The following is a 23,356-nucleotide window of genomic DNA, read 5'->3' as shown; positions in this document are numbered from 1 at the left end:
TTTTCCGGGGCAAATGGGGATAATTTTTTTCCCTTTTTGCGCGCGACTCGGTAAGGGGGCGCATTCCCTCACACCGGGATTGCCTTTTTCGCAACTCTGCGGGCCATCCCTCGTATAAATTTACGGATTTCCGATCGCGATGAGTTTCTTTTCCAACCTCCTGAAATTCGGCTCCCAGAACATGGCTATCGACCTTGGGACCGCGAACACCCTCGTTTATGTCCAGGACCAGGGCATCATCCTCAACGAGCCGTCCGTCGTCGCGATCGAGACGATCAACGGGATCAAGCGGGTCAAGGCCGTAGGTGACGATGCGAAGATGATGATGGGCAAGACGCCCGACAGCATCGAGGCTATCCGCCCACTGCGCGACGGTGTTATTGCCGACATCGAAATCGCCGAAGAAATGATCAAGCACTTCATCCGCAAGGTGCATGGGAAGAAGAGCCTTTTCCGCTATCCGGAAATTACCATTTGTGTCCCTTCAGGCTCGACCTCGGTCGAACGCCGCGCAATCCGTGATGCCGCGTCCAACGCTGGTGCATCGCAGGTGTACCTGATCCTCGAGCCGATGGCGGCTGCGATTGGTGCAGACATGCCAGTGACCGAGCCGGTCGGTTCCATGGTCGTCGACATCGGCGGCGGCACGACCGAAGTTGCGGTGCTGTCGCTGCGCGGCCTCGCCTACACCACTTCGGTCCGCACCGGTGGCGACAAGATGGACGAAGCGATCGTTTCCTACGTCCGTCGTCACCACAACCTGCTGATCGGTGAATCCACCGCCGAGCGGATCAAGAAGGATTACGGCGTTGCCGTTTCGCCTGCCGACGGCGTTGGCGAGACCATTACCATCAAGGGGCGCGACCTGGTGAACGGCGTGCCGAAGGAAATCACCATCAACCAGGCGCATATTGCCGAAGCGCTGAGCGAGCCTATCGGCGCAATCGTCGAAGGCGTCCGTATCGCGCTCGAGAATACCGCCCCGGAACTCGCTGCCGATATCGTAGACCAGGGTATCGTTCTGACGGGTGGCGGCGCGCTCATCGCCGGTCTTGATGAACATCTGCGCGAAGAAACCGGCCTGCCGGTGAGCATCGCCGAAGATCCGCTTTCCTGCGTTGCCGTGGGGACCGGCCGCGCGATGGAAGATCCGATCTACCGCGGCGTGTTGATGACCGCCTAAGCGAAGGAGGGGCAAGGACATGGCGCCGCCTTCCAAACGGCGCTCCGGGCATTCTCGCAGGGCGCAATACGGACAATTTACCGGTTACGTACTCGCTTCGATCGGGGCGTTGGTCGGCGCTGTGCTGCTGATTATCTCTCTCTTCAACCCTTCCGCCTTTGGCGGGGTCAGGGGTGCGGCCAACGAAGTCGTTGCTCCCGCAGGCGAAGGGGTCGCCGTGGTGCGATCCGAAAGTCGCAGCTGGCTCGATAGCATCGCAGGATATTTGCAAGCAGGCAGCCAGAACGACGCTCTCAAGAAAGAAGTCGAACTTGCGCGCATCCGCCTCGCCGAAGCGGAAGCCATCAAGCAGGAAAACGCGCGGCTCAAGTCGCTGGTCGATATTGACGACAGTGAAAGCGAAGCAATCGTCATTTCGAGGGTTGTCGGGGCGACAGCGGCCAGCACCAGGCGTTTTGCGTATCTGGGTGTTGGATCCACCGATGGGGTGAGACGGGGGATGCCGGTCCGCTCGCCCCAGGGCTTCATCGGGCGAGTGCTGGAAGTTTCACCAAATACCTCCCGCGTCCTGCTGCTCACCGACAGCGAGAGCGTGGTACCCGTCCGGCGAGCGACCGATGACGTTGTAGCTTTCGCGGAAGGTCGCGGTGACGGACTTATCAATATCCGCCTCATCAATCTCGGGATCAACCCGCTCGAAGCCGGAGACATCTTCGTAACCAGCGGTGCGGGTGGATTCTTCCGCCCGGGCGTTGCTGTCGCCATTGTGACCAAAGTCAACGACGATGGGGCAATCGCCCGCATCATAAGCGATCCGGCGGAAACTGATTTCGTAGCAGTTGAACCGGTGTTCCAGCCGGAAACGGTGCGCGCCTCGCAAACGCCGATTGAGCAAGCGCTTGCGGCTGAGACGGAAGACTGATGGAGCGGCTTAATCCTGCATCGCGGCGAGACCGCTACGGTAGTCGGATCAATCGCGACCATTCGCCTCTGCTGCTGGCATTGGTCCCGTGGGGCTCGATCATGCTGGGGGCAATCGTCCCGTTCTTCATCCTTACGTCCGGGATGCCGATCGTTCCACCGCTTGCATTCTTGTTCCTCTTGGGTTGGCGCTTGGTGCGACCCGGCGTCTTGCCTGTCTGGGCGGGCCTGCCCCTGGGCCTGTGGAACGACCTTTTCAGCGGGCAGCCGATGGGCTGTTCGGTGCTCCTGTTCTCCTTGACAATGCTGGCGATCGAAATTCTCGACAGCCGCTTCCCTTGGCGTAATTTCGTTCAGGACTGGATCACAGCATCACTGGCAATCTTCGCCTTTCTTTGGCTGGGTGCCATGTTCTCGGGGGCAGATATCAGCGTGACCGTCGTTGTTTCCATACTCCCACAGGTCGTGTTGGCGATCCTGGCCTTCCCTATTGTCGCGCGGCTTGTGGCTGCGCTTGACAGGATCCGGTTGCTACGCGTGAGAGTGATCGGCTGATGGCCCTTGGATCCGCGAAACTTCCTGTCAGCTCAACAACTCTCAAGAACCGTTTCGATCGACGCAGCTTCGTGCTTGGCAGTTTCGGGGCTGGCGTCGGCATGCTGCTCGCGGTGCGGATGGGATACATCGCGATTGCCGAAAATGAGAAATACGCGACTGAGAGCGAGAGCAACCGGGTCAATCTCACGCTGATCCCGCCTCGCCGTGGATGGATCCTCGATCGCAATGGTGCCCCCCTTGCCTCGAACCGTGCCGACTTCCGGGTCGATATCATTCCCGAACGCCTGGTGAACCCGGAGCGCGAGGTGGCAACGCTGGCGCAGCTGCTCGGTTTCGACGAAACTCGAAAGGCCGATTTGCTCGAACAGATCGACAAAGGCACCAGCTACCAGCCGGTCGAAGTTGCCAGCGGGCTCGACTATGAAGAATTTGCTGCGGTGAGCCTCCGCCTACCGGAGCTGCCCGGGGTAATTCCACAGCGTGGCTTCTCACGCTACTACCCCACCGGGCCAAGCGTCGGCCACCTGATCGGGTATGTCGGCGTGGCCAATGCCGAGGAGTACCAGCAGGAACGCGACCCCTTGCTCGTGACGCCGGGCTACAAGATCGGCAAGGATGGTCTTGAGAAGCAGTTCGAGCAAAAGATCCGCGGTGAGCCCGGCGCGCGCCGTGTCGAAGTGACTGCGTCCGGCCGTATCGTACGCGACCTCTCGACCCGTCCGGACAAGCAAGGCGACCCGCTCCACACCACCATCGATGGACCGTTGCAGGATTATGCAGCGCGCCGCATCGGGCTGGAGAGCGGCTCAGTTGTCGTGATGGACTGCGATACCGGCGACCTGCTTTGCATGGCTTCCATGCCCAGTTTTGATCCCAACAGCTTCTCGGCCGGCATCGGCAGCGTCGAATATGCCATGTTGCGCGACGATGACCGGGTGCCACTCCGTAACAAGGTTCTCAAAGGGCTCTATCCGCCGGGTTCTACCGTCAAGCCCATGCATTCCATGGCCTTCATGAAACACGGGGTCGATCCATCCGAAACGATCGTCTGCGGTGGGGGACGTCGCGTCGGCAACCGCTTCTTCAATTGCTGGAGCAACCACGGCGTCGTGGACATGGCGAAGAGCGTCTACCAGAGCTGCGACAGCTATTATTATCACTTCGCCCAGCAAGTCGGCTTCGACAAGGTGGCGGCTTTTGCCAAGGAATTCGGTCTCGGACAGGAGTTCGACCTGCCGGTCCTGAGCCAGTTCTATGGCACTGTGCCTGATCCGGCCTGGAAGCAGCGCAAATACGATCGCGCGTGGGAGCCGTTCGACACGGTCAACGCTTCAATTGGCCAGGGCTATTACCTCACAAGCCCGCTCCAACTGGCGGTCATGGCAACCCGTCTTGCTACCGGCAAGGCGGTGACGCCCCGGCTCCTGATCGATCGCAAGCAGCCAGTATTCAAGAGTGAAGGCTTCAACCAGGATCAGCTCGCTTACATCCGCCAGGCCATGAGCGATGTGGTGAACGGCCCCGGTACTGCAGGGCGCGGTCGCTTGCCGTTCGACGATATCAAGATGGCTGGCAAGACCGGCACTGCGCAAGTTGTGTCGCTGAGCGTCTCCGACGGTCGGTCTGGCCCGTGGAAATATCGCGACCACGGTTTGTTCGTGTTCTTCGCCCCCGCCGACAAGCCGAAGTATGCGGGCGCTGTTGTCATCGAGCACGGAGGAGGGTCTGGCGCAGCATATCCCATTGCGCGCGACGTGATGACCTATCTGTTCGACCCGGCAAAAGGTCTCGAAGTATTGCGAGACTATGAGAAACAGTGGGGCGGAACCGCCAAGGAACGGCTCGAACGCAAGTATGCGGCCTACGCGGAAGCTGCTGGCGAAACCGTCGTGCCTCTCAAGGAGCGGCAGGACGAGCTGCTGGACCGGGTCGATGCAGAAGCCCGCGCGGCAGCTGCACAACAAGAAGCCATCGCCCGTGAAACTGCGGCAGAGGGACAACCCGAGGGGTCCAGGGACGGAGCACGACGCGAATGAATTCCGTCGTCCCTGCACCCATCGCACGCCAGCCTTGGGGCATGCTCATCCCGTTGTTCCTGCTGGTCATCTTCGGTGCCGCTGTGCTCTATTCCGCGGCGGGTGGAAATTTCCAGCCCTTTGCCTCGTCTCACTTGCTGCGGTTTGCAGTGACCTTTGTCATGGCAATGGTCATGGCGGTTTTTCCGCGCGATCTGGTCAAGTTTGTGGCCTATCCCGGTTACGGCATTGTCCTGGTCATGCTGCTGGGTGTCGAACTCATGGGTGCCATGGGAGGCGGTAGCCAGCGCTGGCTCGAGGTCGGCCCTATCCGCATCCAGCCCTCCGAATTGATGAAGCCTGCGATCGTCCTCGCGCTCGCTCGGTTCTACGATACCCTGCCTGTCGGCATGGTCGGGACATGGCGCTCGCTCATACCGGCCGGAGGGCTGGTTATCTTGCCGATGGGGCTGGTGTTGATGCAGCCGGACCTGGGAACCGCCCTGGCGATTGGGTTCGGGGCAGCAGTCGTCATGTTCCTCGCCGGATTGCCCATGCGTTGGTTCGTCGGAGCCGGCGTACTGGGTGTGATTGCCGTACCGTTGGCCTATTTTTTCGCGCTGAAGGATTACCAGCAAAAGCGGGTAACGACCTTCCTCGACCCCGAAAGTGATCCCCTCGGTACCGGCTACCACATCACCCAGTCGAAAATTGCCATTGGCTCGGGCGGGTTGACCGGCAAGGGGTTTAACGAAGGTTCGCAAAGCCATCTCAACTACCTGCCTGAACCCCACACCGATTTCGTGTTTGCGACGATGGCAGAAGAATGGGGTTTGTTGGGCGGGCTGTTCGTGTTGGCGATGTTCGGCTTCATCCTGGGCTGGGGCCTCAAGGTGGCCCGTCAGTCGCAAGTCCGGTTCGACCGCCTCCTTGCTGGCGGCATGGTCGCGACGATGTTCTTCTATATTGCTATCAACCTCATGATGGTGATGGGCCTGGCACCTGTCGTCGGAATACCCCTGCCCTTCATGAGCCACGGCGGGTCCTCGATGATGACCAACATGATCTGCCTTGGGACATTGCTGATGGTGCACCGCTGGCGGCGGGACTCTGGCAGTACTGGGTTGCTCGCGAGATAGCGCTTGCATCGCGCACGAGAATCGCTAGATGACGCGCCTCCCGGGAATCGGGACAGGCCGACATGTCGGTGTGTGGACGCATAGCTCAGTTGGTAGAGCAGCTGACTCTTAATCAGCGGGTCCTAGGTTCGAGCCCTAGTGCGTCCACCATACCATTTCAGCGAACGGCTCAATCCATTCATTAAAATATGACTCAAGATGAACAGCTCGACCAAGGGCCGTTCAGTCACGCCCGGTTAGTTTCCGTAGCTACTCCAACCAAGGGTCGCCACGGAGACTTGCTATGATGGGCCGTTCCAGATCAACCTTCCGCCTTGGCAGCCTCACCGTGCTGGCGATGGCCCTTGCCGCCTGCGGCGGTGAAGCGCCGCCCACGAACAGCGATCTTGCGAACTTCACGATTGAAGACGCCACGAGGGGGGAAGACTGGGCGCTCGACGGTGAGGATAGCGGCGATCTAGCTGCTCCTGCGCCACTGCCTGCAGCCTTGCCAATGAAAGTCCGGGACACGGGCCCTTATGCCTATGCTCCCAGTTGGGATTACGGCAGCAACTCTTACACCGATTACCAACCTGCCAAGGCGTCTTTTGACGATCGCGACGATCGCCCGGAAGGGGATTATGCCGGTTACGACGACTATTATGGCTCTGACGAGCCGCAGGAGTACGATGACGATTATGTCCCCTATGACGGGGATCAGTCGGACTATTACGAAGACTCCCCCGATAGCGATCAATACGCCTGGCTCGCGCTCGCAGCGCTCGTAGCCAATGTCATCGGAGATGCTCCGCCTGACTATGGCTTCGATCACCGAGGTGTGCGGCCGTGGGCCTGGCGAACCGGTGAAGGTTATGTCCGCTACTCGGAGCCGATCCGCGGCGGGCATCGCTATTACTACTATGCGCCGGGAGCGTCGCGGCCGTTCCTCGTCCGTGACCCCCACTACAGCTATGGCTATCGAGGTGATCGCCTGGCTGCGATCTACGACCGCGAAGGCCGGGTAATGAACCGCCGCGCAGTGATGCGCCAACGGCGTGCGGCACGAAGCTATTTCCAGCGGGCCCAACAACTTCATGGTGCGAGCCGGCCGGAGCGGCGGCATGGTGTGGCGGCACGCCGGTGGGAGGCTCGGCGCGATGCTGTCGCCGCGGACCGGCGCACCTTCGAAAGGGCCCGTGAGCGGCGTCAGGCGTGGCAGGCCTGGAACCAGCGCCATGAGCGCCCGCTCCGCCAACGTTGGCAAGACGAGCGGAACATTCGCCAAGCCGCCACGGAACGTTATGCCGAGTGGCAGGCCGCTTCATACACTGGCCCGGCACCACAGTTCTACGAGGCCGAACGCCGAGAACGCGAGCGTCGAATAGCCGAACGTCAACAACGCCGCGAAGCGGCACTCCAGCAGCAGCAGCAGCAGCAAAGGGCCGAAGTCCTCCGGCAAGGACGCGCTCAGGCGCGGAGGGTTGCTATGGAGCGCCGTGAAGCGCGGCGACAGCTACGGGCAAGTAGGAACGGTCCGGTAACAGAGCGGCGGCAAGCGCTGCAGGATAGGATTGCCCGCGCGGACCCCGCTGCCGAAACATCAGGGATATCAAACCGCCGCGCCCAACGCCGTGATCGTGCCGAGCGCCGCTCGACACTGCAGCGGCGCCAGCAGCGGACCGATGGTACTCGGGCGCAGCCCCGTCAATTGACGGAGCGTGCAAACCGCGTCCAGAGCCAAGACGATGCGCGCCAGTTGATGCAGCAACGGCGAGAGGCAGTGCGGCTCCAAAGGGAGCAGCGCCTTGCCAACCAACGCGACCGCGAGGCGCGGCTGACAGCTCAGCGGGAAAACGAACAGCGCCTGGCTGTGCAACGGCAAAGGCAGCAGCAGGCCGTCGCGCAGCAGCGCCAAGAGAGACTCGATACCCAACGCCAGCGACAGGAGCGCCTTGCCGCCCAGCGTGAACGGCAGCAGCAACAATTGGCGGCTGCAGAGCAGCGTCGCCAACTGGCTGCGCAGCGAGAGCAGGCGCGACAGCAGGCAGAAGCGCGCCGACAGCAGCAACAAGCTGCGCGTGCGGAACGTAGTCGTCTGGCTGCTGAGCGTGAGGCGGAAGCCCGGCGTGTTGCCGATGCGAGGGAGCAGCGGGTCCAGCGGGCGGCGCAGGCCCGCGAACTGCAAGCTCGGCGTGAGGCCGCGCAGCGCGAACGGCAACAACAGCAAGCGGCTGCCGCGGAGCAACGGCAACAGCAGCAGGCGGCTGCCGCGGAGCAGCGGCGACAGCTGGCGGCACAGCGCGAGCAGGCCCGGCAGCAGGCCGAGGCTCGGCGCCAGCAGCAGATGGCGGCACAGCAGGAGCGTCAGCGCCTTGCTGCCGAAAGGGCGGAACAGGCTCGAAGGCGGGCTGAAGCGCAGCAGCAAAGGGCCGCGTTGCAGCAGCAACAACGGCAGGCCCAGCGGCGAGCCAACGTCCGCCGCGAGGCCGGACAGGTTGTCGCGGTTGCAGACGATCGTTAAGGCGTAGGCGGTCCGATCAGGGGGTAATGTCATAATGTGATGTGAAGTTTGACATCACATTATGATGTGATATTGCGGGTGGATGGACACGATCGAAAAGGTACGCGCGCTCATCGGCGAAGGTTTGATGACCCGCGCTGGTCTCGCAAGGGCCGCCGGGCTCCACGCCAACACTTTGCGGGATTGCACCGACGAAGGCTGGAACCCAACGGCCGACACTTTGGGAAAGCTCGAGCGCTTCCTTGAAGCCAACGATGAAACGCCTGTGCTTGTGGGCGCTGAAGAGATCATCAACGAAGCCCGCAACGGGCGGATGTACATCCTCGTCGATGATGAGGATCGGGAGAATGAGGGCGATCTCATCATCCCGGCGCAGATGGCTACGCCGGATGCGATCAATTTCATGGCGACTTATGGCCGCGGTCTTATCTGTCTCGCGCTCGACAAGGCGCGCATCGATGCTCTCGACCTGCAACCAATGACGCGCAACAACACCGAAAGCATGCAGACCGCCTTCACTATCTCTATCGAGGCAAAGGAAGGCGTCACCACAGGGATTTCTGCGGCCGACCGGGCGCGGACCGTATCGGTCGCCATCGATGCGACCAAGGGCCCTGGCGACATTGTTATGCCGGGCCATGTATTCCCCCTCGCCGCTCGAAAGGGCGGCGTGCTGGTACGTGCCGGCCATACGGAAGCAGCGGTCGATATCTCGCGTCTTGCCGGGCTCAATCCCTCGGGCGTGATCTGCGAGATCATGAACGAGGATGGCACCATGGCCCGGCTTGACGATCTCGTAGCCTTTGCGCGCAAGCACAATCTCAAGATCGGCACCATCCGTGACCTGATCGAGTATCGGCTGCGCTATGATCACTTGGTCAAACGCGTCGACGATAACGCATTTGAATCCGACTACGGCGGGCAATGGCGGATGCTGACCTATCGCAACACCGTCGATGGGAGCGAGCACTACGTGCTGCAGAAAGGCCAGGTCGTCGAAGACCAACCCACTCTCACCAGGGTCCATCCGATTTCGATCTTCGACGACGTCTTGGGTCAGCCCGGGCCACGCAAGCGGACGCTGCAACGGGCCATGAATGCAGTCGGTGAGCACGGATCCGGGATCATCGTCATCATCACCGGTCGCCGAGCCTCAGGCAGCTACAGCGAGGAAGACGAAGTCCGCAATGTGGGCATCGGCTCGCAGATCCTCGCCGACCTGAATGTGCACGACATGATCCTTTTGACGAATTCGCAACCCAATGTCGTCGCGATCGAAGGGTATGGCCTCGAAATCGTCGATCATCGCCCAATCCCGGAGTAAGCAATGGCCCGTTTCCTGATTGTCGAAGCCCGGTTCTACGACCGATTCAATGACATGCTGATTGCTGGCGCCAGCTCGGCACTCGAGGCTGAAGGGCATAAAGTTGAAGTGTTGACTGTTCCTGGCGCGTTGGAAATCCCCGGAGCCATCGCATTGGCAGCTGAGAGTGGCCAGTATGACGGCTTCGTGGCCATTGGCGTAGTGATCCGGGGTGAAACCTATCATTTCGAGATCGTGGCTGGGGAAAGTGCCCGCGGCATTCTCGCGCTGACCATGGACGGCATTGCAATCGGGAACGGTATCCTCACGACCGAGAACGAAGCGCAGACATTGGTGCGAGCGGACCCCGAACAAAAGAACAAGGGTGGCGAAGCGGCCAAAGCAGCCATGGCGCTGCTAGCCTTGCAGGAGAAATTTGCATGAGCGAGGCGCACGATTTCATTGCGGGAATACCGCTCGTCCTCGGTGGCAACGTGTTTGGCTGGACAAGCAAGGGCGACGAAGCCTTCACCGTGCTGGACGCATTCTACGAAGCCGGTGGCCGCATGATCGACACCGCCGATGTCTATTCGGCCTGGGTGCCGGGTCACAAGGGCGGGGAATCTGAGACTGTCCTCGGTGAATGGCTGGCGAGCCGCGGCGTGCGCAGCGAGATGCGCCTGCACACGAAGACGGGCATGCTGGGCGGGAAGGAACTCTACGACCCAGCTCGCGTGCTCCAGTCGCTCGACGCCTCGCTGGAGCGGCTGCAGAGCGACGCGATCGATCTTTACTATGCTCACAAGGATTACGAAGAGCTCGAGATCGGAGCCATTGTCGAGGCGTTCGACGGGGCTGTGAAGTCAGGCAAGGTTCGCGCCATCGGTGCTTCGAATTTCAACGCCGCTCGTCTGGACGCTGCCCTCGCTCATGCACGCGACACCGGGGCAACCCCGTTCACGGCGCTTCAGAACGAGTACAACCTCGTCGCGCGCAATGCCTATGGCGAGGATTTGCAGGAACTCGTCACCGCGCATGGCATTGCGATGCTCCCGTTCTTTGGCCTCGCTTCCGGCTATCTCACCGGCAAGTATCGGACCGAGGAGGACTTCGCGAAGTCGCTCCGTGGCGGCCGCGCAAAGGAACTGGCCGGGGGCATAGGTCCCAAGGTGCTGGCTGTGATGGATCAAGTAGCAGGTGAAACCGGTGCAAGTCTCGCTGCCATCGCGCTGGCATGGCTGGTGCGCCAGCCTGGGATACCAGCACCCATCGCCAGCGCCCGGACAGTGGCGCAGCTCGACGAACTGCTTGAGTTCACACGCGTCGAACTGAGCGATGATCAGGTTGCCCGCCTTACGTCTGCAAACTAGGCCGGATCAGACAAACCTTTGAGGCCAAGTGGCGCGTAGTCGCCAATGGCGAGCTGTTCGAAGACCCCCATGCCATGGTCGCCGTTATCGCTGGTGACGCGACATAGCATCTGTACATGAAGATTGTCCGGCCGCACCGGTTCGATGCCTTGGAGGTCGATATCCTCCCGCTCAACCTTGAGTGTGCCGTGATCGAGCCCATGGTTCCACTTGGGCGAAGTATACCCTAGCCCGCGCATCTGGAAACGGCCGACCGGTTCGAAGGTGAAGCTCTCGCCACCCATTTTCAGTGTGCCACCTGAGGGCCAGCGGGTTCCTGCCTCCAGCGGTGTCTCCATCATTGGTTCCTGATAGTCGGTGAAGGCTTCTGGACCATTGCCATCAGGAGCCACAACCCCGCGCGTGTTCCATGGTGTCCCGTCTCCATAGGCGTTGACGTGGAAGAACAGGCTGCGCCCCACCATGTTGACGGGTGTCCATTGCCAGAAGAACTGCGGAACCGCAGCGCCACCGCTGAATTGGGGGTCAGCCGCGCCAATCGGACGGACGCCCCAACTGCGATCGCGGGTACCGGCGGTGCCCGATGACAGCGCGCGGCGCTTTCCGTCAATGTCGATCCAGCCTTCGTAGTGGCCGTTCTGCGTCATGCGGGTGTAGTCCATCACCGTGCGCGGGCCGACCCGCCAGGTGAAGCGCGGCTCTTCGATCGGGAACGCACGACCGGTGAACAGCAGGTCGGCTGAAATGCCCTCGCCCTCTACGATGACGCGCACTTTTTCAAGCGGCTCGACAACCTCGATCCGGACTGGTCCGCAATGCAGGTCCATCCGTTCCATCCCCAGCTTGCGACTGGCGTGGAGGCAGTATTGCTTGCCGTCACGAATGGCGCAGAAATGCGCGTCGGCGACGTCGAGGTGCGGATAGATCCCGAAAGCTACGGCAAAGAAATCCTCGCCATCGGGCCCGTAGCCGTTGAAGAAGAATCGATCGTAGAAATTGCGATCGGTACCCGAGAACGCAACGGGTTCGGGGGTTTGGTGGATCGGATACTCGTCGCCCTTGCTGAGGGTCATGTGGATTCTCCCTTCAATGCACCAAGGCTGTCGTGTTCAAGTGCCAGCGAACAGGCACCGCGTGCCATGGACAGGAAGTTGGCATCACCGCGCTCTGTCCTTTCGACAAAGGCCGCGCTGAAAACGGCGGTCGTCAGCCCATGCAAAGCACCGCGGCGATAATCATCCCAGATGTCATTCCGGCTCAGTTGCACCCCGCGCCTACCCATTTCCGATAGCCAAAGGTCCAGCAAGCGATCCTCGTGCTCGGTTCGCAAATCGTGACCAATTCCACAACCGAGGAAATAGCCGATGTCGGTCATGGGATTGCCGATGGTCACCGTCTGCCAGTCGAGCACAGCGATGGGCTCCGCCCCGCCCTTGATGTCGAACAGCATGTTGTCGAGGCGGAAATCGCCATGAACAAGGCTGATGGGCGCAGGCTGGTCGTCACGGAATACGCTCGCGGTGTATTCCGCTACCTCCTCGCAAAGCTGCATGTATTCAGGCTCTAGTGTATCAGCGTAGCGATCGCGCCAAACGGCTTGCGCCTGTGGGTACAGCGCCCGGATTTGCGCGGAGACTTCAGGCCTGGTCACGAGCCAATCAGTGTCGAGTATCTGTCGATTGTGCCAGCTTGGTGCATGGATGGCCGCACCTTGCCTTATCGCGGCTTGGGCATCGGCGAGGTCGCAACCTATGATCTGGTTCCCGCCCCGGCACGGCCCGAGATCTTCGAACAGGAGGATGAACTCGCCACCATTTTGCGCCAGTCCGGAGAAATGCACATCGGGCACACGCACATCGAGCTGAGGCGCGATATCGCGATAAAAGCTCACTTCCTTGGCATAAAGCCCGAACATGGCTGCCGTAGCCCGGCTCGTCTCATCCGCAGCCGGGAACTTGCCTGCCACTGTAGCGGGTGCCGAGCTGCCATCGGGAATGCCGAGAGTAAACCGGGCACTGTCACCTACCTGGCCGGTCCCGATCGGCTCCCACCGGACATGCTCGACCTGGAAGCCCAGCACATCGCTAAGCCACTCCGCTGAAACAGCTTCCGGTTGTGACGGAAACGCTTCCATATACCCTCCCATGCTGGCGGGACTATGCCGTCCATCGGCGGTACTGCCAAGATAGCTCCGTATCCGATCCATCCTCCATGGATTGATGCGCGCTCTCTCGCCAAAGAGCGCAGCGGGTCAGCAGAATGAAACAAAGAGGACAGCAATGGGAAAGATCGCTCCCGACGCCTCCGCTGAACGGCGGAGCAATACTCGATTGGAAGTCGCGAACAACCTCGAAGCCAATCTCCGAACGCTAGACAAGCTGGGGGCGCATATCGCCGCCGCCCATCTGGACGTTGCGATAACGCGTCTGAGGGAAGAAGTCGGCTAGCGCGCCTAGCCAGCGAGGCGACCGAAACACGCTGCGCCGGCGTATTGTGCGCTGGCACCAAGCTCTTCTTCAATCCGGATCAACTGGTTGTATTTGGCGAGCCGGTCGGAGCGAGCGAGCGAGCCTGTCTTGATCTGGCCGCAGTTGGTGGCGACCGCGAGATCGGCAATGGTCGCGTCTTCGGTTTCACCGGAGCGGTGGCTCATCACGCTGGTATATCCAGCGCGGTGAGCCATCTCGACGGCTTCCAGTGTTTCGCTAAGCGTGCCGATCTGGTTGACTTTTACCAACAGTGAATTGGCAAGCCCCTTCTCGATGCCCATGGCAAGGCGCGCCGGATTGGTCACAAACAGGTCATCGCCGACCAACTGGACCTTGTCGCCGATCAGGTCGGTTAGCGCCTTCCAGCCTTCGAAGTCGTCTTCGGCCATGCCGTCCTCGATCGAACGGATCGGGTAGTCGGCACACAGCCTGGCGAGATATTCGGCCATTTCGCCGCCCGAAAGCGACAGGCCTTCGCCCGAAACCTCGTACTTGCCGCCCTTGAAGAACTCGGTCGAAGCGCAATCGAGCGCCAGCGCGACCTCTTCACCGGGCTTGAACCCGGCTGCCTCGATCGACTGCATGATAAAATCCAGCGCATCGCGGGTGCTGGAGAGGTCAGGCGCAAAGCCGCCTTCGTCGCCGACCGAAGTCGACAGGCCCTTGGCCGAGAGGCCCTTCTTGAGCGTGTGGAAGATCTCGGATCCCCAACGCACCGCCTCGGCAATCGAGCTTGCGCCAACCGGCATGACCATGAATTCCTGGATGTCGATGGGATTGTCGGCATGCTCGCCGCCGTTGACAATGTTCATCATCGGGACCGGCAGGACGTGAGCGGAGACACCACCGACATAGGCCCACAATGGCATCCCTCGCGCCGCTGCTGCCGCCTTCGCTATCGCGAGACTCGTACCGAGGATCGCATTGGCACCGAGCTTGGCCTTGTTGTCAGTACCATCAAGGTCTATCAGGACACCGTCGATGTCGCGTTGATCCTCCGCATCGAGACCCAGCAGAGTGTCAGAAATGGTGGAGTTGACGGCCTCCACCGCTTTCAGCACTCCCTTGCCGAGATACCGACTCTTGTTACCATCACGCAATTCGACCGCTTCATGTGCGCCTGTCGATGCGCCCGATGGCACGGCGGCGCGGCCAAAGCTGCCGTCCTCGAGCAGAACATCCACTTCAACAGTGGGATTGCCACGGCTGTCGAGGATTTCACGGGCATGGAGGTCGATAATCGCAGTCATCTTGGCTTGGCTCCGGAGCGTGGGTGTTGTATATTTCTAAGACACCCCCATATCGGGGTTGCGAGCGCTCTATGCGTCGGAACGTACCGGTGCAAGGCGCGTTGTGTTAGTGCATGCGTATTCCCCCGGATACGCTCGATGAAAACCACTTGTGAGGGACATGACCATGGCCAAGAGCACCACCCCGAAGACCCCCGCCAAGCGCGCCCCGGCGAAGAAAGCCACGCCGGCGAAGGAGCCCGAAGTGACACATCGCGAAGAGGCCAAGTCGCGCTTCAACGCGGCGCTCGAGGAAGCCAAGGCCGGTGCCGCAGCGCTCAAGGCCGAAGCTGGCGAAGTCGTTGGCACTTACCGTGAGCAGGCCAAGGGCCGCAGCACGGATCTCGTTACCGATGCCAAGACCTATGGAGAGGAAGCCAAGGTACGCGCTGGGGAACTGGCTGTCGAAGGCAAGACCAAGGCCAGCGACGCTCTGGCCGCGCTCGGTCAGATGGTGGCTGACAATGCTGCCAAGATCGACGAGAATTTCGGCCCGCAATATGGCGACTATGCTCGCAATGCTGCGCGCAGCCTGCAGGAAAACGCTGCCAAGCTCGAGGCCAAGAGCATCGAGGAAATTGGCGAGGATGCCCGTACCTTCGTGCGTGAAAAGCCCGGCACGGCCCTTGGTATTGCGGCCGTTGCAGGCTACCTCCTATCGCGATTGTTCCGCCGTTAAGAAGAAAAGGGGCTGCGCGAATGCTGGATGATGACGCGTCCAAGGCGCAGCCCGATAGCCTGGAGCCGGTTTCAACCGGCGATGAAGCCGAACAGAGCGCCCCACCCTTTGCTTCTCTGGCAGACGATGTCAGCGCGCTGATCGAGGATGGGAAGACTTACCTCGATGCCGAAATCGCCTATCAGAAGACGCGCGCTAGCTATGCGGGGGAACAGGCACGGCAGGGCCTGGTGCTCGGTCTTGGTGCACTTGCCTTTCTTCATCTGGCCCTGATTGGGCTGGTTGTTGGCCTCATCATTGCTTTGGAACCTTTCCTTACTGCTTTCGGGTCGCTGGCTGCTGTGGTTGGCACCCTGCTAATTGGGGTGGCGGTATTTGCCATGCTGGCTTCCCGTCGTTTCAAGGCACTTGGTTCGGCGTTCAAGAGCGAGACCGATGAGCAAGTTTGAACGGCAGCTGCGCGAAGACAAGTTGCTGCGAGATTCCGCGCACGCGCTCGTCAAGGCCAATGTGGCACGGGTCAAGAGTGACCTGGAGGAGCGCAGCCTCGGCCAACGGGCCGTGGGACGCGTGAAGGACGGAACCGCTGAGCTGGTCGACCGGGCGAAGGAGAATGGCGGTACCATCGCCGGGCTGGCGACTGTCTTGCTCGGAGCGGTGGGGCTATGGGCAGCGCGCGCGCCATTGCTCGATATGTTGACCACCGCCGAGCCCGCGGACCCCGACGGCGATGAAGGCGAGACCCCCAGCGGAGAACACCAATGAGTACCGAAAATAGCCGTGATGCACTCCGTCGCCGTATCGAGGAAGGCGAAGCCCGCCTCGCAGATCGCGACCTTATCGCTGCAGCGAGGGAAGCCGGTGCCGCAGCGAAAGATTTTGTCCGCGCCCACCCGGTTGCGACAGTCGCGGGTGTTGCCTTGATTGGTATCGTTATCGGGGCAATGACCAAGCCAGGGCGCCGGCTCGGTAGTCGCGCCGCGGGGCTTGCCAGCTTCGCGACTGAAGCGGGCATTGCCTATGCGATGGGTGTGATCGACACGGCCGGCGAACTGGCGGACGATGTTAAGGAAGCGGGTACGGAGAAGCTGGAGGACCTGGGGGATACACTTGATCGCACGCGGCGCAAGGCCAAGCGTGAAGGCACTTACCTCGCTAGTTCAGCCCGCGATGCAGTGCACGATCTGGGTCGCCGCGCGGGGCGCAAGGCTGGTCGGACCTTCCGCCAGACGCGCAAGCGCATTACGCACTGATCTCCTGCATGAATTCACCATCCAGTGCGCGCGCGGGCAGTTTGCCTTGGCGGGCGCTTGAGCTAAGGGCACGCCAGATTCCCTCCCCAGGAAGGTAAGACACCATGGAAGAAACCACACCTCAACAGCGTTTGCATCTCGTTATGGGCGGCCGTGTGAAGGACCCGCGGACCCTCGAATTCCAAGATCCCGAGAGCCTGCATGTCGTCGGTATCTACAGTGATTATGATTCTGCCGTCGATGCCTGGCGTGCCCAGGCGCAGCGCACCGTGGATGATGCGGAAATGCGCTATGTGGTGGTGCACATCCACAAATTGCTGACGCCGGACGACTAAGCGGACCGGATGGCCTATTCCATCCGCCTCTATCGCGACTTAGATGCGGAGGCGTTGAGCAAACTCGCCTTGGCGGCGATCCGCACAATCGGTGTGCATGGATATTCCCCAGAACAGGTGGAAGCGTGGGCTGCCCGGCATGGCGGTGAGGACATGTATCGCGAGCGCGTGTCGAGCGGTCATGTCATCTTTGTCGCCGCCGATGCGCAAGACCGGCCCGTTGCCTATGCTTTGCTCGAGGGCGATGGTCATCTCGATCGACTGTACAACCACCCCAATCATACGCGGCGGGGATTGGCCTTGCAGTTACTGATGGCTGCCGAAACCCATGCGCGGGCAGAGGGAATAACGCGTCTCTATACCGAGGCCAGCGAACTCGCTCGTCCTGCATTTGAGCGGGCCGGATATTCAGTGACGCGGCGCCGCGATTTCGCGATCGACGGCGTGCCTATTCACAACTACGCGATGGAGAAGGTGCTCTCTTCACCCTCATCCAACTCCGACTAGGCGCTTCGCGCCAAGTCTGCTTATCGTTCTCCCAATGGGAGAAGGATAGCGAAGCTGGCGCCTTCAGGTGCTAGCGCAGCTTGGAAGAGGGTGAAAATCTCTCAGATGAACTCGATCTTGTCGACAAGGTAGAACTTGTCGCCCGACGGAACCGTCACTTCGATTTCTTCGCCTACCATCTTGCCTATCAGCGCGCGGCCGATCGGCGAGTTGTAGGAGATCCGGCCCTTGGCGGCATCCGCTTCCGTCTGGCCAACGATCTGGTACCTGACGGACTTCTCGTCTTCGTCTTGGAGGGTGACAGTGGCACCAAACACGATCTTGTCGCCTGACAGCGTCGAGGGGTCGATGATCTGAGCGCGGGTCACACGGTCCTCGATCTCAGCGATTTGTGCTTCGATCTGGCCCTGGCGTTCCTTCGCCGCGTGATATTCGGCATTCTCCGACAGGTCGCCATGCGCGCGCGCTTCTTCGATCGCGTCGACAACCTTCGGGCGTTCCGCCCGCAGGGCCTTGAGATCGGCGGTCAGCCGCTCATAGCCTTCTGCCAGCATCGGAACCTTTTCCATCACTGTCCCCACTTCATCACTTTCCAGTTGACCCACCCAACGGCCCTTTTCGACCGTCAATTCGATCCTCTGCCGCGCCTTGGAGCGCGCGGATCAGCATAGCGAACTGTGGGGAGGTACTTGTGTTACGTCTCGCTATAATAGTCTTGCAGCGAGCGGACTTCAAGCATGCTTGATTGAACCGTCGCAATCGCTTGAGCGACAGCAAGGCTGGCAGCGGCTGTCGTATAGTATGGCAGCTTGGCCTCAAGCGCCCCGGCACGGATGGATTTGCTGTCGCGCAGGCTCTGCCAACCCTCGGTGGTGTTGAAGATCAGGTCGACCTCGCCATCGATAATCGCATCGACAATATGTGGCTGCCCCTGCGCCACCTTATTGACCCGCTCGACCGGCAGGCCCTGCTCGGCAAGATAGGCCTGCGTCCCGCCGGTGGCGATCACGCGGAAGCCCTTGTCGATCAGCGTCTTCACCGCCGGGACAATGGTCGCCTTGTCGGTATCCTTGACGGAGACGAACAGTGTGCCACTTTCAGGCAACGGCATGCCGACACCCAGCTGCGACTTGAGGAACGCCTCAGGGAAGGCCCGGTCGATCCCCATCACTTCGCCGGTCGATTTCATCTCGGGCGAGAGCACCGGGTCGGCCCCGGGGAAGCGGCTGAATGGGAACACCGCTTCTTTCACCGCCATGTGATCGGGTCGCAGGTTGAAAGGTTCGAAGCTGGAGAGGGGCTCGCCGGCCATCACGAGGCTGGCGATCTTGGCCACCGGCCGGCCGATTGCCTTGGCGACGAAGGGCACCGTACGGCTCGCGCGCGGGTTGACTTCGATCAGGTAGACCTCGCCGTCCTTGACCGCGAACTGGACGTTCATCAGCCCCTTGACCTTGAGCGCGATGGCCAGCGCTTCGGCCTGGCGTTCCATCTCGGCCACGACATCGTCGGGCAGGCTGTAAGGCGGCAGCGTGCAGGCGCTGTCGCCCGAATGGACCCCGGCCTCCTCGATATGCTGCATCACCCCGGCAATGCGCACTTCCTTGCCGTCGGAGATCACGTCCACGTCGCATTCGATCGCGTCGCGCAGGTACTGGTCGACAAGCACCGGGCTCTCGCCGGACACATTGACCGCAGTCTTGATGTAGTCATCCAGCTGCGCAAGGCTGTCGACGATCTCCATCGCCCGGCCTCCGAGCACGTAGCTGGGGCGCAGGAGCACCGGATAGCCGATCCGCGCAGCGACGGCGGCCGCTTCATCGCGGCTGTAGGCGATGCCGTTGTCCGGCTGCTTGAGCTTGAGCTGGTTGACCAGCTTGGCAAAGCGCTCGCGGTCTTCGGCAAGGTCGATGGCGTCGGGCGAAGTGCCGAGGATCGGGATCCCCGCATCCTCCAGCGCCTGCGCCAGCTTGAGCGGAGTCTGCCCGCCGAACTGCACGATGACGCCCACGAGCTCGCCCTTCGACTGCTCGACGCGCAGGATTTCCAGCACGTCTTCCGCCGTCAGCGGCTCGAAATAGAGCCGGTCGGAGGTGTCGTAGTCGGTCGAGACCGTTTCCGGGTTGCAATTGACCATGATGGTCTCGAACCCGGCTTCGCTCAGCGCGAAACAGGCGTGTACGCAGCAATAATCGAACTCGATGCCCTGCCCGATCCGGTTCGGTCCGCCGCCGAGGATGACGATCTTCTTGCGATCGGACGGCATGGACTCGTCCTCGGGCTCGCCGAAGGTCGGGGCCTCGTAGGTCGAATACATGTAGGGCGTGATGGCTTCGAACTCGGCGGCGCAGCTATCGATCCGCTTGAAGACGGGATAGACGCCCAGCTTCTTGCGCAGGTCGCGCACTTCCTGTTCGCTGGTAGCCCCGGCCATGGCGACCAGCGCATCGTGCAGCAGACCCGAACGGCGCGCCTGGGTCTCGCCCAGCCCGCCCGCAACACCGACCGAACGCACCGCCAGCGTGGCAAGCCGCTTGTCGGAGAAGCCCATAGCCTTGAGGCGGCGCAGGCCCGCCGCATCGTTGGGCAGGCCGTTGGCGCTGACGTCTTTCTCGGCGGCGATGATGGCTTCGATCTGGCGCAGGAACCACGGATCGTAGCTGGTGACTTCGTGGATTTCCTCGAGGTTCAGGCCTTCGCGGAAAGCCTGCGCCACCTTCAGCAATCTGTCGGGCGTACGCTGGCTGAGCGAGGCGGTGATCACATCCTTGTGTACGCCTTCCAGTTCGACCACGCGGTTGAAGCCGTCGAGATCGGTTTCCAGCCCGCGCAGGGCCTTCTGCATCGATTCCTGGAAGTTGCGGCCGATGGCCATGACTTCGCCGACCGACTTCATCGCGGTGGCGAGCAGCGGCTCGGCGCCCTTGAACTTCTCGAAGGCGAAGCGCGGGATCTTGGTCACGACATAGTCGATGGTCGGCTCGAACGAAGCCGGGGTCGCGCCGGTGATCTCGTTGGTGATCTCGTCCAGCGTGTAGCCGACCGCCAGCTTGGCCGCGACGCGGGCGATGGGGAAGCCGGTGGCCTTTGATGCCAGCGCAGACGACCGCGAAACGCGCGGGTTCATCTCGATCACGATCAGACGGCCATCCTTGGGATTGACCGCAAACTGGACATTGGATCCGCCGGTCTCGACCCCGATCTCGCGCAGCACATTGATGCTGGCGGTGCGCATGATCTGGTATTCCTTGTCGGTCAGGGTCAGCGCTGGCGCGACAGTGATGGAATCCCCGGTGTGGACGCCCATCGGATCGACATTTTCGATGGCGCAGATGATGATGGCGTTGTCGTTCTTGTCGCGCACCACCTCCATCTCGAACTCTTTCCACCCGAGCAGCGATTCCTCGATCAGGACTTCGGTGGTTGGGGACGCCTCCAGCCCTTCACGCACGATCCGCTCGAACTCGGCCTTGTTGTAAGCGATGCCGCCGCCGGTGCCGCCCAGGGTGAAGCTGGGGCGGATGATCGATGGCAGGCCGGTGGTCTCCAGCACCTTGAACGCCTCGTCGATGGTGTGCGCGACGCCGCTGCGCGCGCTTTCCAAACCGATCTTGTCCATCGCTTCGCGGAAACGCTGGCGGTTCTCGGCCTTGTCGATGGCATCGGCCTTGGCCCCGATCATCTCGACGCCATGCTCGGCCAGCACGCCCATTTCATCGAGCTTGAGCGCACAATTGAGCGCGGTCTGCCCGCCCATGGTCGGCAGCAGCGCGTCGGGCTTCTCCTTGGCGATGATCTTGGCCACGATCTCGGGCGTGATCGGCTCGACATAGGTCGCATCCGCCATCTCCGGATCGGTCATGATCGTGGCCGGGTTGGAGTTGACGAGAATGACCCGATACCCCTCCTCACGCAGCGCCTTGATCGCCTGCGTGCCGGAATAATCGAACTCGCAAGCCTGGCCGATAATGATCGGGCCGGCGCCGATAACGAGGATGGAGGAGATGTCAGTGCGTTTGGGCATTATTTCTTCTTCTTGCCCTTCTCTTCAGGGGGCGATTCAATGTTGGGCACAGGCGAAGATTGGATCGAATCCCAAGACTCGCCAGCAAGCAAACGGGTTTGTATCCAGAGTATGTCTGCAATGTTCTTGGTTGCACGTTGGCTATCCAAAAGCAGGTTGTCACGATCAACGAACCCAGCGGCCGCATAACCCGCGTGCTGGATATCACTCTCAAGAATTTCGAAGCCAAGATGACGGACGATCTCAAAAATTAGTTTGGTAGTCTTGGCGCTGGTTGATTGTAGTGGTGGAGCGTTCGGATCAGCCGCAGCTGGATCTTGGACCGCTCTAATGAACTCTTTGTAGGCGCTCATAACAGGGCGGGATGAACTGAACTCGACAGGGACCAGGTTGATCGCAACGGAAAAACCAGGATCAGCTGGCAAATGACGCGTCGACAGAAGCATCCTAAGAACTACCAGTTTCTGGTCGCGCTCCTGCTTCTTGTTCGTCAGCCATAGAGAAATGAGAACCGCAAATATTGGCCCGATCAGTATCGCAGCAATCGTGATGAGCTCTGTATTTGTCACCCCAACATCCCCACAAACTTCTCGAACAGGTAGAAGCTGTCCTGCGGCCCCGGGCTTGCCTCCGGGTGATACTGCACCCCGAACGCCTTCTTGCCGATGATGCTGATCCCGCAGTTGCTGCCGTCGAACAGGCTCACATGGGTCTGCTCCACGCCTTCCGGCAAAGTGTCGGCATCCACCGCAAAGCCGTGGTTCATGCTGGTAATCTCGACGAGGCCGCTGGTCTCGCCCCAGCCCTCACCCACGCGCTGGACGGGGTGGTTGGCGCCGCGGTGGCCCTGGTGCATCTTGACCGTCTTCGCGCCCGCGGCCAGCGCCAACATCTGGTGGCCTAGGCATATCCCGAACAGCGGGATGTCGCGTTCCAGCAGCGCCTTGATCACCGGCACCGCATACTCACCCGTCGCCGCCGGATCGCCCGGCCCATTGGAGAGGAACACGCCCGCCGGCTCCAACGCGAGGATATCCTCTAGGCTGGTCTTGGCCGGGACGACCGTTACCTTCGCCCCCGCCTTCACGAGGTTGCGGAAGATATTGTCCTTCGCGCCATAGTCGATCGCCACGACGTGCGGCTTGTCATGCCAGTCGGCATGTCCATAGCCGTGGCCGAGCCGGCAATAACCACCACCCCAGTCCTCGCGTGCATCGCGCGTGACCTTCTGCGCAAGGTCCATACCTTCAAGCCCCGGCCATTCCTGCGCCTTCTTCAGCAGCGCTGGCAGGTCGAACTTGCCATCCGGCTCATGCGCAATCACCGCATTGGGCGCGCCGTTGAGGCGGATGAAGCGGGTCAGCGCGCGGGTGTCGATCCCGCTAAGCCCGATCTTGCCATTGGCCGCCATCCAGTCGGTGAATTCCTGCTGGCTGCGGAAATTGCTCTGCGGCGTCACTTCCTCGCGCACTACGCAGCCGATCGCGCCTTCGACCTTGCTTTCGATATCCTCGTCATTGGTGCCGACATTGCCGATATGCGGGAACGTGAAGGTCACCACCTGCCCAGCGTAGGAGGGATCGGTCATCACCTCCTGGTAGCCGGTCATCGAGGTGTTGAAGCATACTTCGCCCACGGCGCTGCCGGTCGCGCCGAAGCCCTTGCCCCATAATGCGGTGCCGTCGCTCAGGAGCAGGACTCCCGTCGCACCTTTGGGTTGCGCAGGCGTAATGTCGGCGGTGGCCATGGGGCTGCTCCGAGTCAGGGGTTTCCGGCGATGTCGCTAAGACA

Annotated in this window: 24 protein-coding genes and 1 tRNA gene; 16 read left to right on the top strand and 9 right to left on the bottom strand. The window is 61.2% G+C overall.

The window, feature by feature from the left end; translation table 11 throughout:
- Nucleotides 1-139: 139 nt before the first annotated feature.
- The 6 genes from QPW08_RS08760 (at nucleotide 140) to QPW08_RS08735 (ending at nucleotide 5,966) form a co-directional block, all read left to right on the top strand.
- Nucleotides 140-1,183 (top strand): rod shape-determining protein, encoded by a 1,044-nt coding sequence (locus tag QPW08_RS08760; RefSeq protein WP_284125375.1) that lies wholly within the window; start codon nucleotides 140-142, stop codon nucleotides 1,181-1,183.
- 19 nt (nucleotides 1,184-1,202) lie between these two features.
- Nucleotides 1,203-2,105 carry a rod shape-determining protein MreC gene (mreC, locus tag QPW08_RS08755; protein ID WP_284125373.1) on the top strand — a complete coding sequence of 301 codons (903 nt, stop codon included), beginning with the start codon at nucleotides 1,203-1,205 and terminating at the stop codon, nucleotides 2,103-2,105.
- Nucleotides 2,105-2,659: a rod shape-determining protein MreD gene (gene mreD / locus QPW08_RS08750; RefSeq protein WP_284125371.1), complete on the top strand. Its 555-nt coding sequence runs from the start codon at nucleotides 2,105-2,107 to the stop codon at nucleotides 2,657-2,659. The genes mreC and mreD overlap by 1 nt, the downstream gene beginning before the upstream one ends.
- Nucleotides 2,659-4,698, top strand: coding sequence for a penicillin-binding protein 2 (gene mrdA, locus QPW08_RS08745; RefSeq protein WP_284125369.1), 2,040 nt, complete (start codon nucleotides 2,659-2,661; stop codon nucleotides 4,696-4,698). The genes mreD and mrdA overlap by 1 nt, the downstream gene beginning before the upstream one ends.
- A complete protein-coding gene (gene rodA / locus QPW08_RS08740) occupies nucleotides 4,695-5,816 on the top strand; it encodes a rod shape-determining protein RodA (RefSeq protein ID WP_284125367.1) in 1,122 nt (373 codons plus the stop codon). Before mrdA ends, rodA begins: the two co-directional genes overlap by 4 nt.
- 74 nt (nucleotides 5,817-5,890) lie before the next feature.
- Nucleotides 5,891-5,966 (top strand) — tRNA-Lys (locus QPW08_RS08735).
- Nucleotides 5,967-6,273: 307 nt separating this feature from the next.
- On the opposite strand, the gene QPW08_RS08730 is transcribed toward QPW08_RS08735, so the two are convergent.
- Nucleotides 6,274-6,891 (bottom strand): hypothetical protein, encoded by a 618-nt coding sequence (locus QPW08_RS08730; protein ID WP_284125365.1) that lies wholly within the window; start codon nucleotides 6,889-6,891, stop codon nucleotides 6,274-6,276.
- A gap of 513 nt (nucleotides 6,892-7,404) precedes the next feature.
- Entirely contained in the window at nucleotides 7,405-8,349 is a 945-nt protein-coding gene (locus tag QPW08_RS08725) for a hypothetical protein (RefSeq protein ID WP_284125363.1), read from the bottom strand.
- Between the two features lie 49 nt (nucleotides 8,350-8,398).
- Between QPW08_RS08725 and ribB the strand changes: the two genes are divergently transcribed.
- From ribB to QPW08_RS08710, 3 genes are read left to right on the top strand one after another with little or no spacing between them, the layout of a single operon-like run.
- Complete coding sequence (gene ribB, locus QPW08_RS08720) at nucleotides 8,399-9,640, top strand: 3,4-dihydroxy-2-butanone-4-phosphate synthase (protein ID WP_284125361.1); 1,242 nt, start codon at nucleotides 8,399-8,401, stop codon at nucleotides 9,638-9,640.
- A 3-nt stretch (nucleotides 9,641-9,643) separates the two neighbouring features.
- A complete protein-coding gene (ribH, locus tag QPW08_RS08715) occupies nucleotides 9,644-10,063 on the top strand; it encodes a 6,7-dimethyl-8-ribityllumazine synthase (protein ID WP_284125359.1) in 420 nt (139 codons plus the stop codon).
- Nucleotides 10,060-10,989, top strand: a complete 930-nt coding sequence (locus tag QPW08_RS08710) for an aldo/keto reductase (protein ID WP_284125357.1) — start codon at nucleotides 10,060-10,062, stop codon at nucleotides 10,987-10,989. Before ribH ends, QPW08_RS08710 begins: the two co-directional genes overlap by 4 nt.
- Here the strand turns inward: QPW08_RS08710 and QPW08_RS08705 are convergent.
- Nucleotides 10,986-12,062, bottom strand: a complete 1,077-nt coding sequence (locus QPW08_RS08705) for a hypothetical protein (RefSeq protein ID WP_284125355.1) — start codon at nucleotides 12,060-12,062, stop codon at nucleotides 10,986-10,988. The genes QPW08_RS08710 and QPW08_RS08705 overlap by 4 nt on opposite strands.
- Entirely contained in the window at nucleotides 12,059-13,135 is a 1,077-nt protein-coding gene (locus QPW08_RS08700) for an aminoglycoside phosphotransferase family protein (RefSeq protein WP_284125354.1), read from the bottom strand. Before QPW08_RS08700 ends, QPW08_RS08705 begins: the two co-directional genes overlap by 4 nt.
- Before the next feature lie 133 nt (nucleotides 13,136-13,268).
- On the opposite strand from QPW08_RS08700, the gene QPW08_RS08695 reads away from it, so the two are divergent.
- Entirely contained in the window at nucleotides 13,269-13,436 is a 168-nt protein-coding gene (locus QPW08_RS08695) for a hypothetical protein (protein ID WP_284125352.1), read from the top strand.
- Nucleotides 13,437-13,441: 5 nt separating this feature from the next.
- Here QPW08_RS08695 and eno read toward each other — a convergent pair whose 3' ends face one another.
- A complete protein-coding gene (eno, locus tag QPW08_RS08690) occupies nucleotides 13,442-14,728 on the bottom strand; it encodes a phosphopyruvate hydratase (protein WP_284125350.1) in 1,287 nt (428 codons plus the stop codon).
- A gap of 166 nt (nucleotides 14,729-14,894) precedes the next feature.
- Between eno and QPW08_RS08685 the strand changes: the two genes are divergently transcribed.
- From QPW08_RS08685 to QPW08_RS08660, 6 genes are all read left to right on the top strand, one after another.
- A complete protein-coding gene (locus QPW08_RS08685) occupies nucleotides 14,895-15,446 on the top strand; it encodes a hypothetical protein (protein WP_284125348.1) in 552 nt (183 codons plus the stop codon).
- 20 nt (nucleotides 15,447-15,466) lie between these two features.
- Nucleotides 15,467-15,895: a phage holin family protein gene (locus tag QPW08_RS08680; protein WP_284125347.1), complete on the top strand. Its 429-nt coding sequence runs from the start codon at nucleotides 15,467-15,469 to the stop codon at nucleotides 15,893-15,895.
- Nucleotides 15,882-16,211, top strand: coding sequence for a hypothetical protein (locus QPW08_RS08675; RefSeq protein ID WP_284125345.1), 330 nt, complete (start codon nucleotides 15,882-15,884; stop codon nucleotides 16,209-16,211). Before QPW08_RS08680 ends, QPW08_RS08675 begins: the two co-directional genes overlap by 14 nt.
- Nucleotides 16,208-16,699: a hypothetical protein gene (locus QPW08_RS08670; RefSeq protein WP_284125344.1), complete on the top strand. Its 492-nt coding sequence runs from the start codon at nucleotides 16,208-16,210 to the stop codon at nucleotides 16,697-16,699. Before QPW08_RS08675 ends, QPW08_RS08670 begins: the two co-directional genes overlap by 4 nt.
- A gap of 104 nt (nucleotides 16,700-16,803) precedes the next feature.
- Entirely contained in the window at nucleotides 16,804-17,034 is a 231-nt protein-coding gene (locus QPW08_RS08665) for a DUF4170 domain-containing protein (RefSeq protein WP_284125343.1), read from the top strand.
- Nucleotides 17,035-17,043: 9 nt separating this feature from the next.
- Nucleotides 17,044-17,541 carry a GNAT family N-acetyltransferase gene (locus QPW08_RS08660; RefSeq protein WP_284125341.1) on the top strand — a complete coding sequence of 166 codons (498 nt, stop codon included), beginning with the start codon at nucleotides 17,044-17,046 and terminating at the stop codon, nucleotides 17,539-17,541.
- 101 nt (nucleotides 17,542-17,642) lie between these two features.
- Here QPW08_RS08660 and greA read toward each other — a convergent pair whose 3' ends face one another.
- The 4 genes from greA to carA form a co-directional block, all read right to left on the bottom strand.
- Nucleotides 17,643-18,110, bottom strand: a complete 468-nt coding sequence (greA, locus tag QPW08_RS08655; RefSeq protein WP_284126323.1) for a transcription elongation factor GreA — start codon at nucleotides 18,108-18,110, stop codon at nucleotides 17,643-17,645.
- Nucleotides 18,111-18,235: 125 nt separating this feature from the next.
- Nucleotides 18,236-21,565, bottom strand: a complete 3,330-nt coding sequence (carB, locus tag QPW08_RS08650) for a carbamoyl-phosphate synthase large subunit (protein ID WP_284125339.1) — start codon at nucleotides 21,563-21,565, stop codon at nucleotides 18,236-18,238.
- Nucleotides 21,565-22,134 (bottom strand): DUF6680 family protein, encoded by a 570-nt coding sequence (locus QPW08_RS08645; RefSeq protein ID WP_284125337.1) that lies wholly within the window; start codon nucleotides 22,132-22,134, stop codon nucleotides 21,565-21,567. Before QPW08_RS08645 ends, carB begins: the two co-directional genes overlap by 1 nt.
- Entirely contained in the window at nucleotides 22,131-23,312 is a 1,182-nt protein-coding gene (gene carA / locus QPW08_RS08640; protein ID WP_284125335.1) for a glutamine-hydrolyzing carbamoyl-phosphate synthase small subunit, read from the bottom strand. The genes QPW08_RS08645 and carA overlap by 4 nt, the downstream gene beginning before the upstream one ends.
- Nucleotides 23,313-23,356 lie beyond the last annotated feature (44 nt).

The sequence above is a fragment of the Parerythrobacter aestuarii genome (genome assembly GCF_030140925.1).
GTDB classification, from domain to species: Bacteria; Pseudomonadota; Alphaproteobacteria; order Sphingomonadales; family Sphingomonadaceae; genus Parerythrobacter; species Parerythrobacter aestuarii.
Note: the sequence above shows the minus strand (reverse complement) of the source record. Positions and strands in the feature narration are given on the sequence as shown.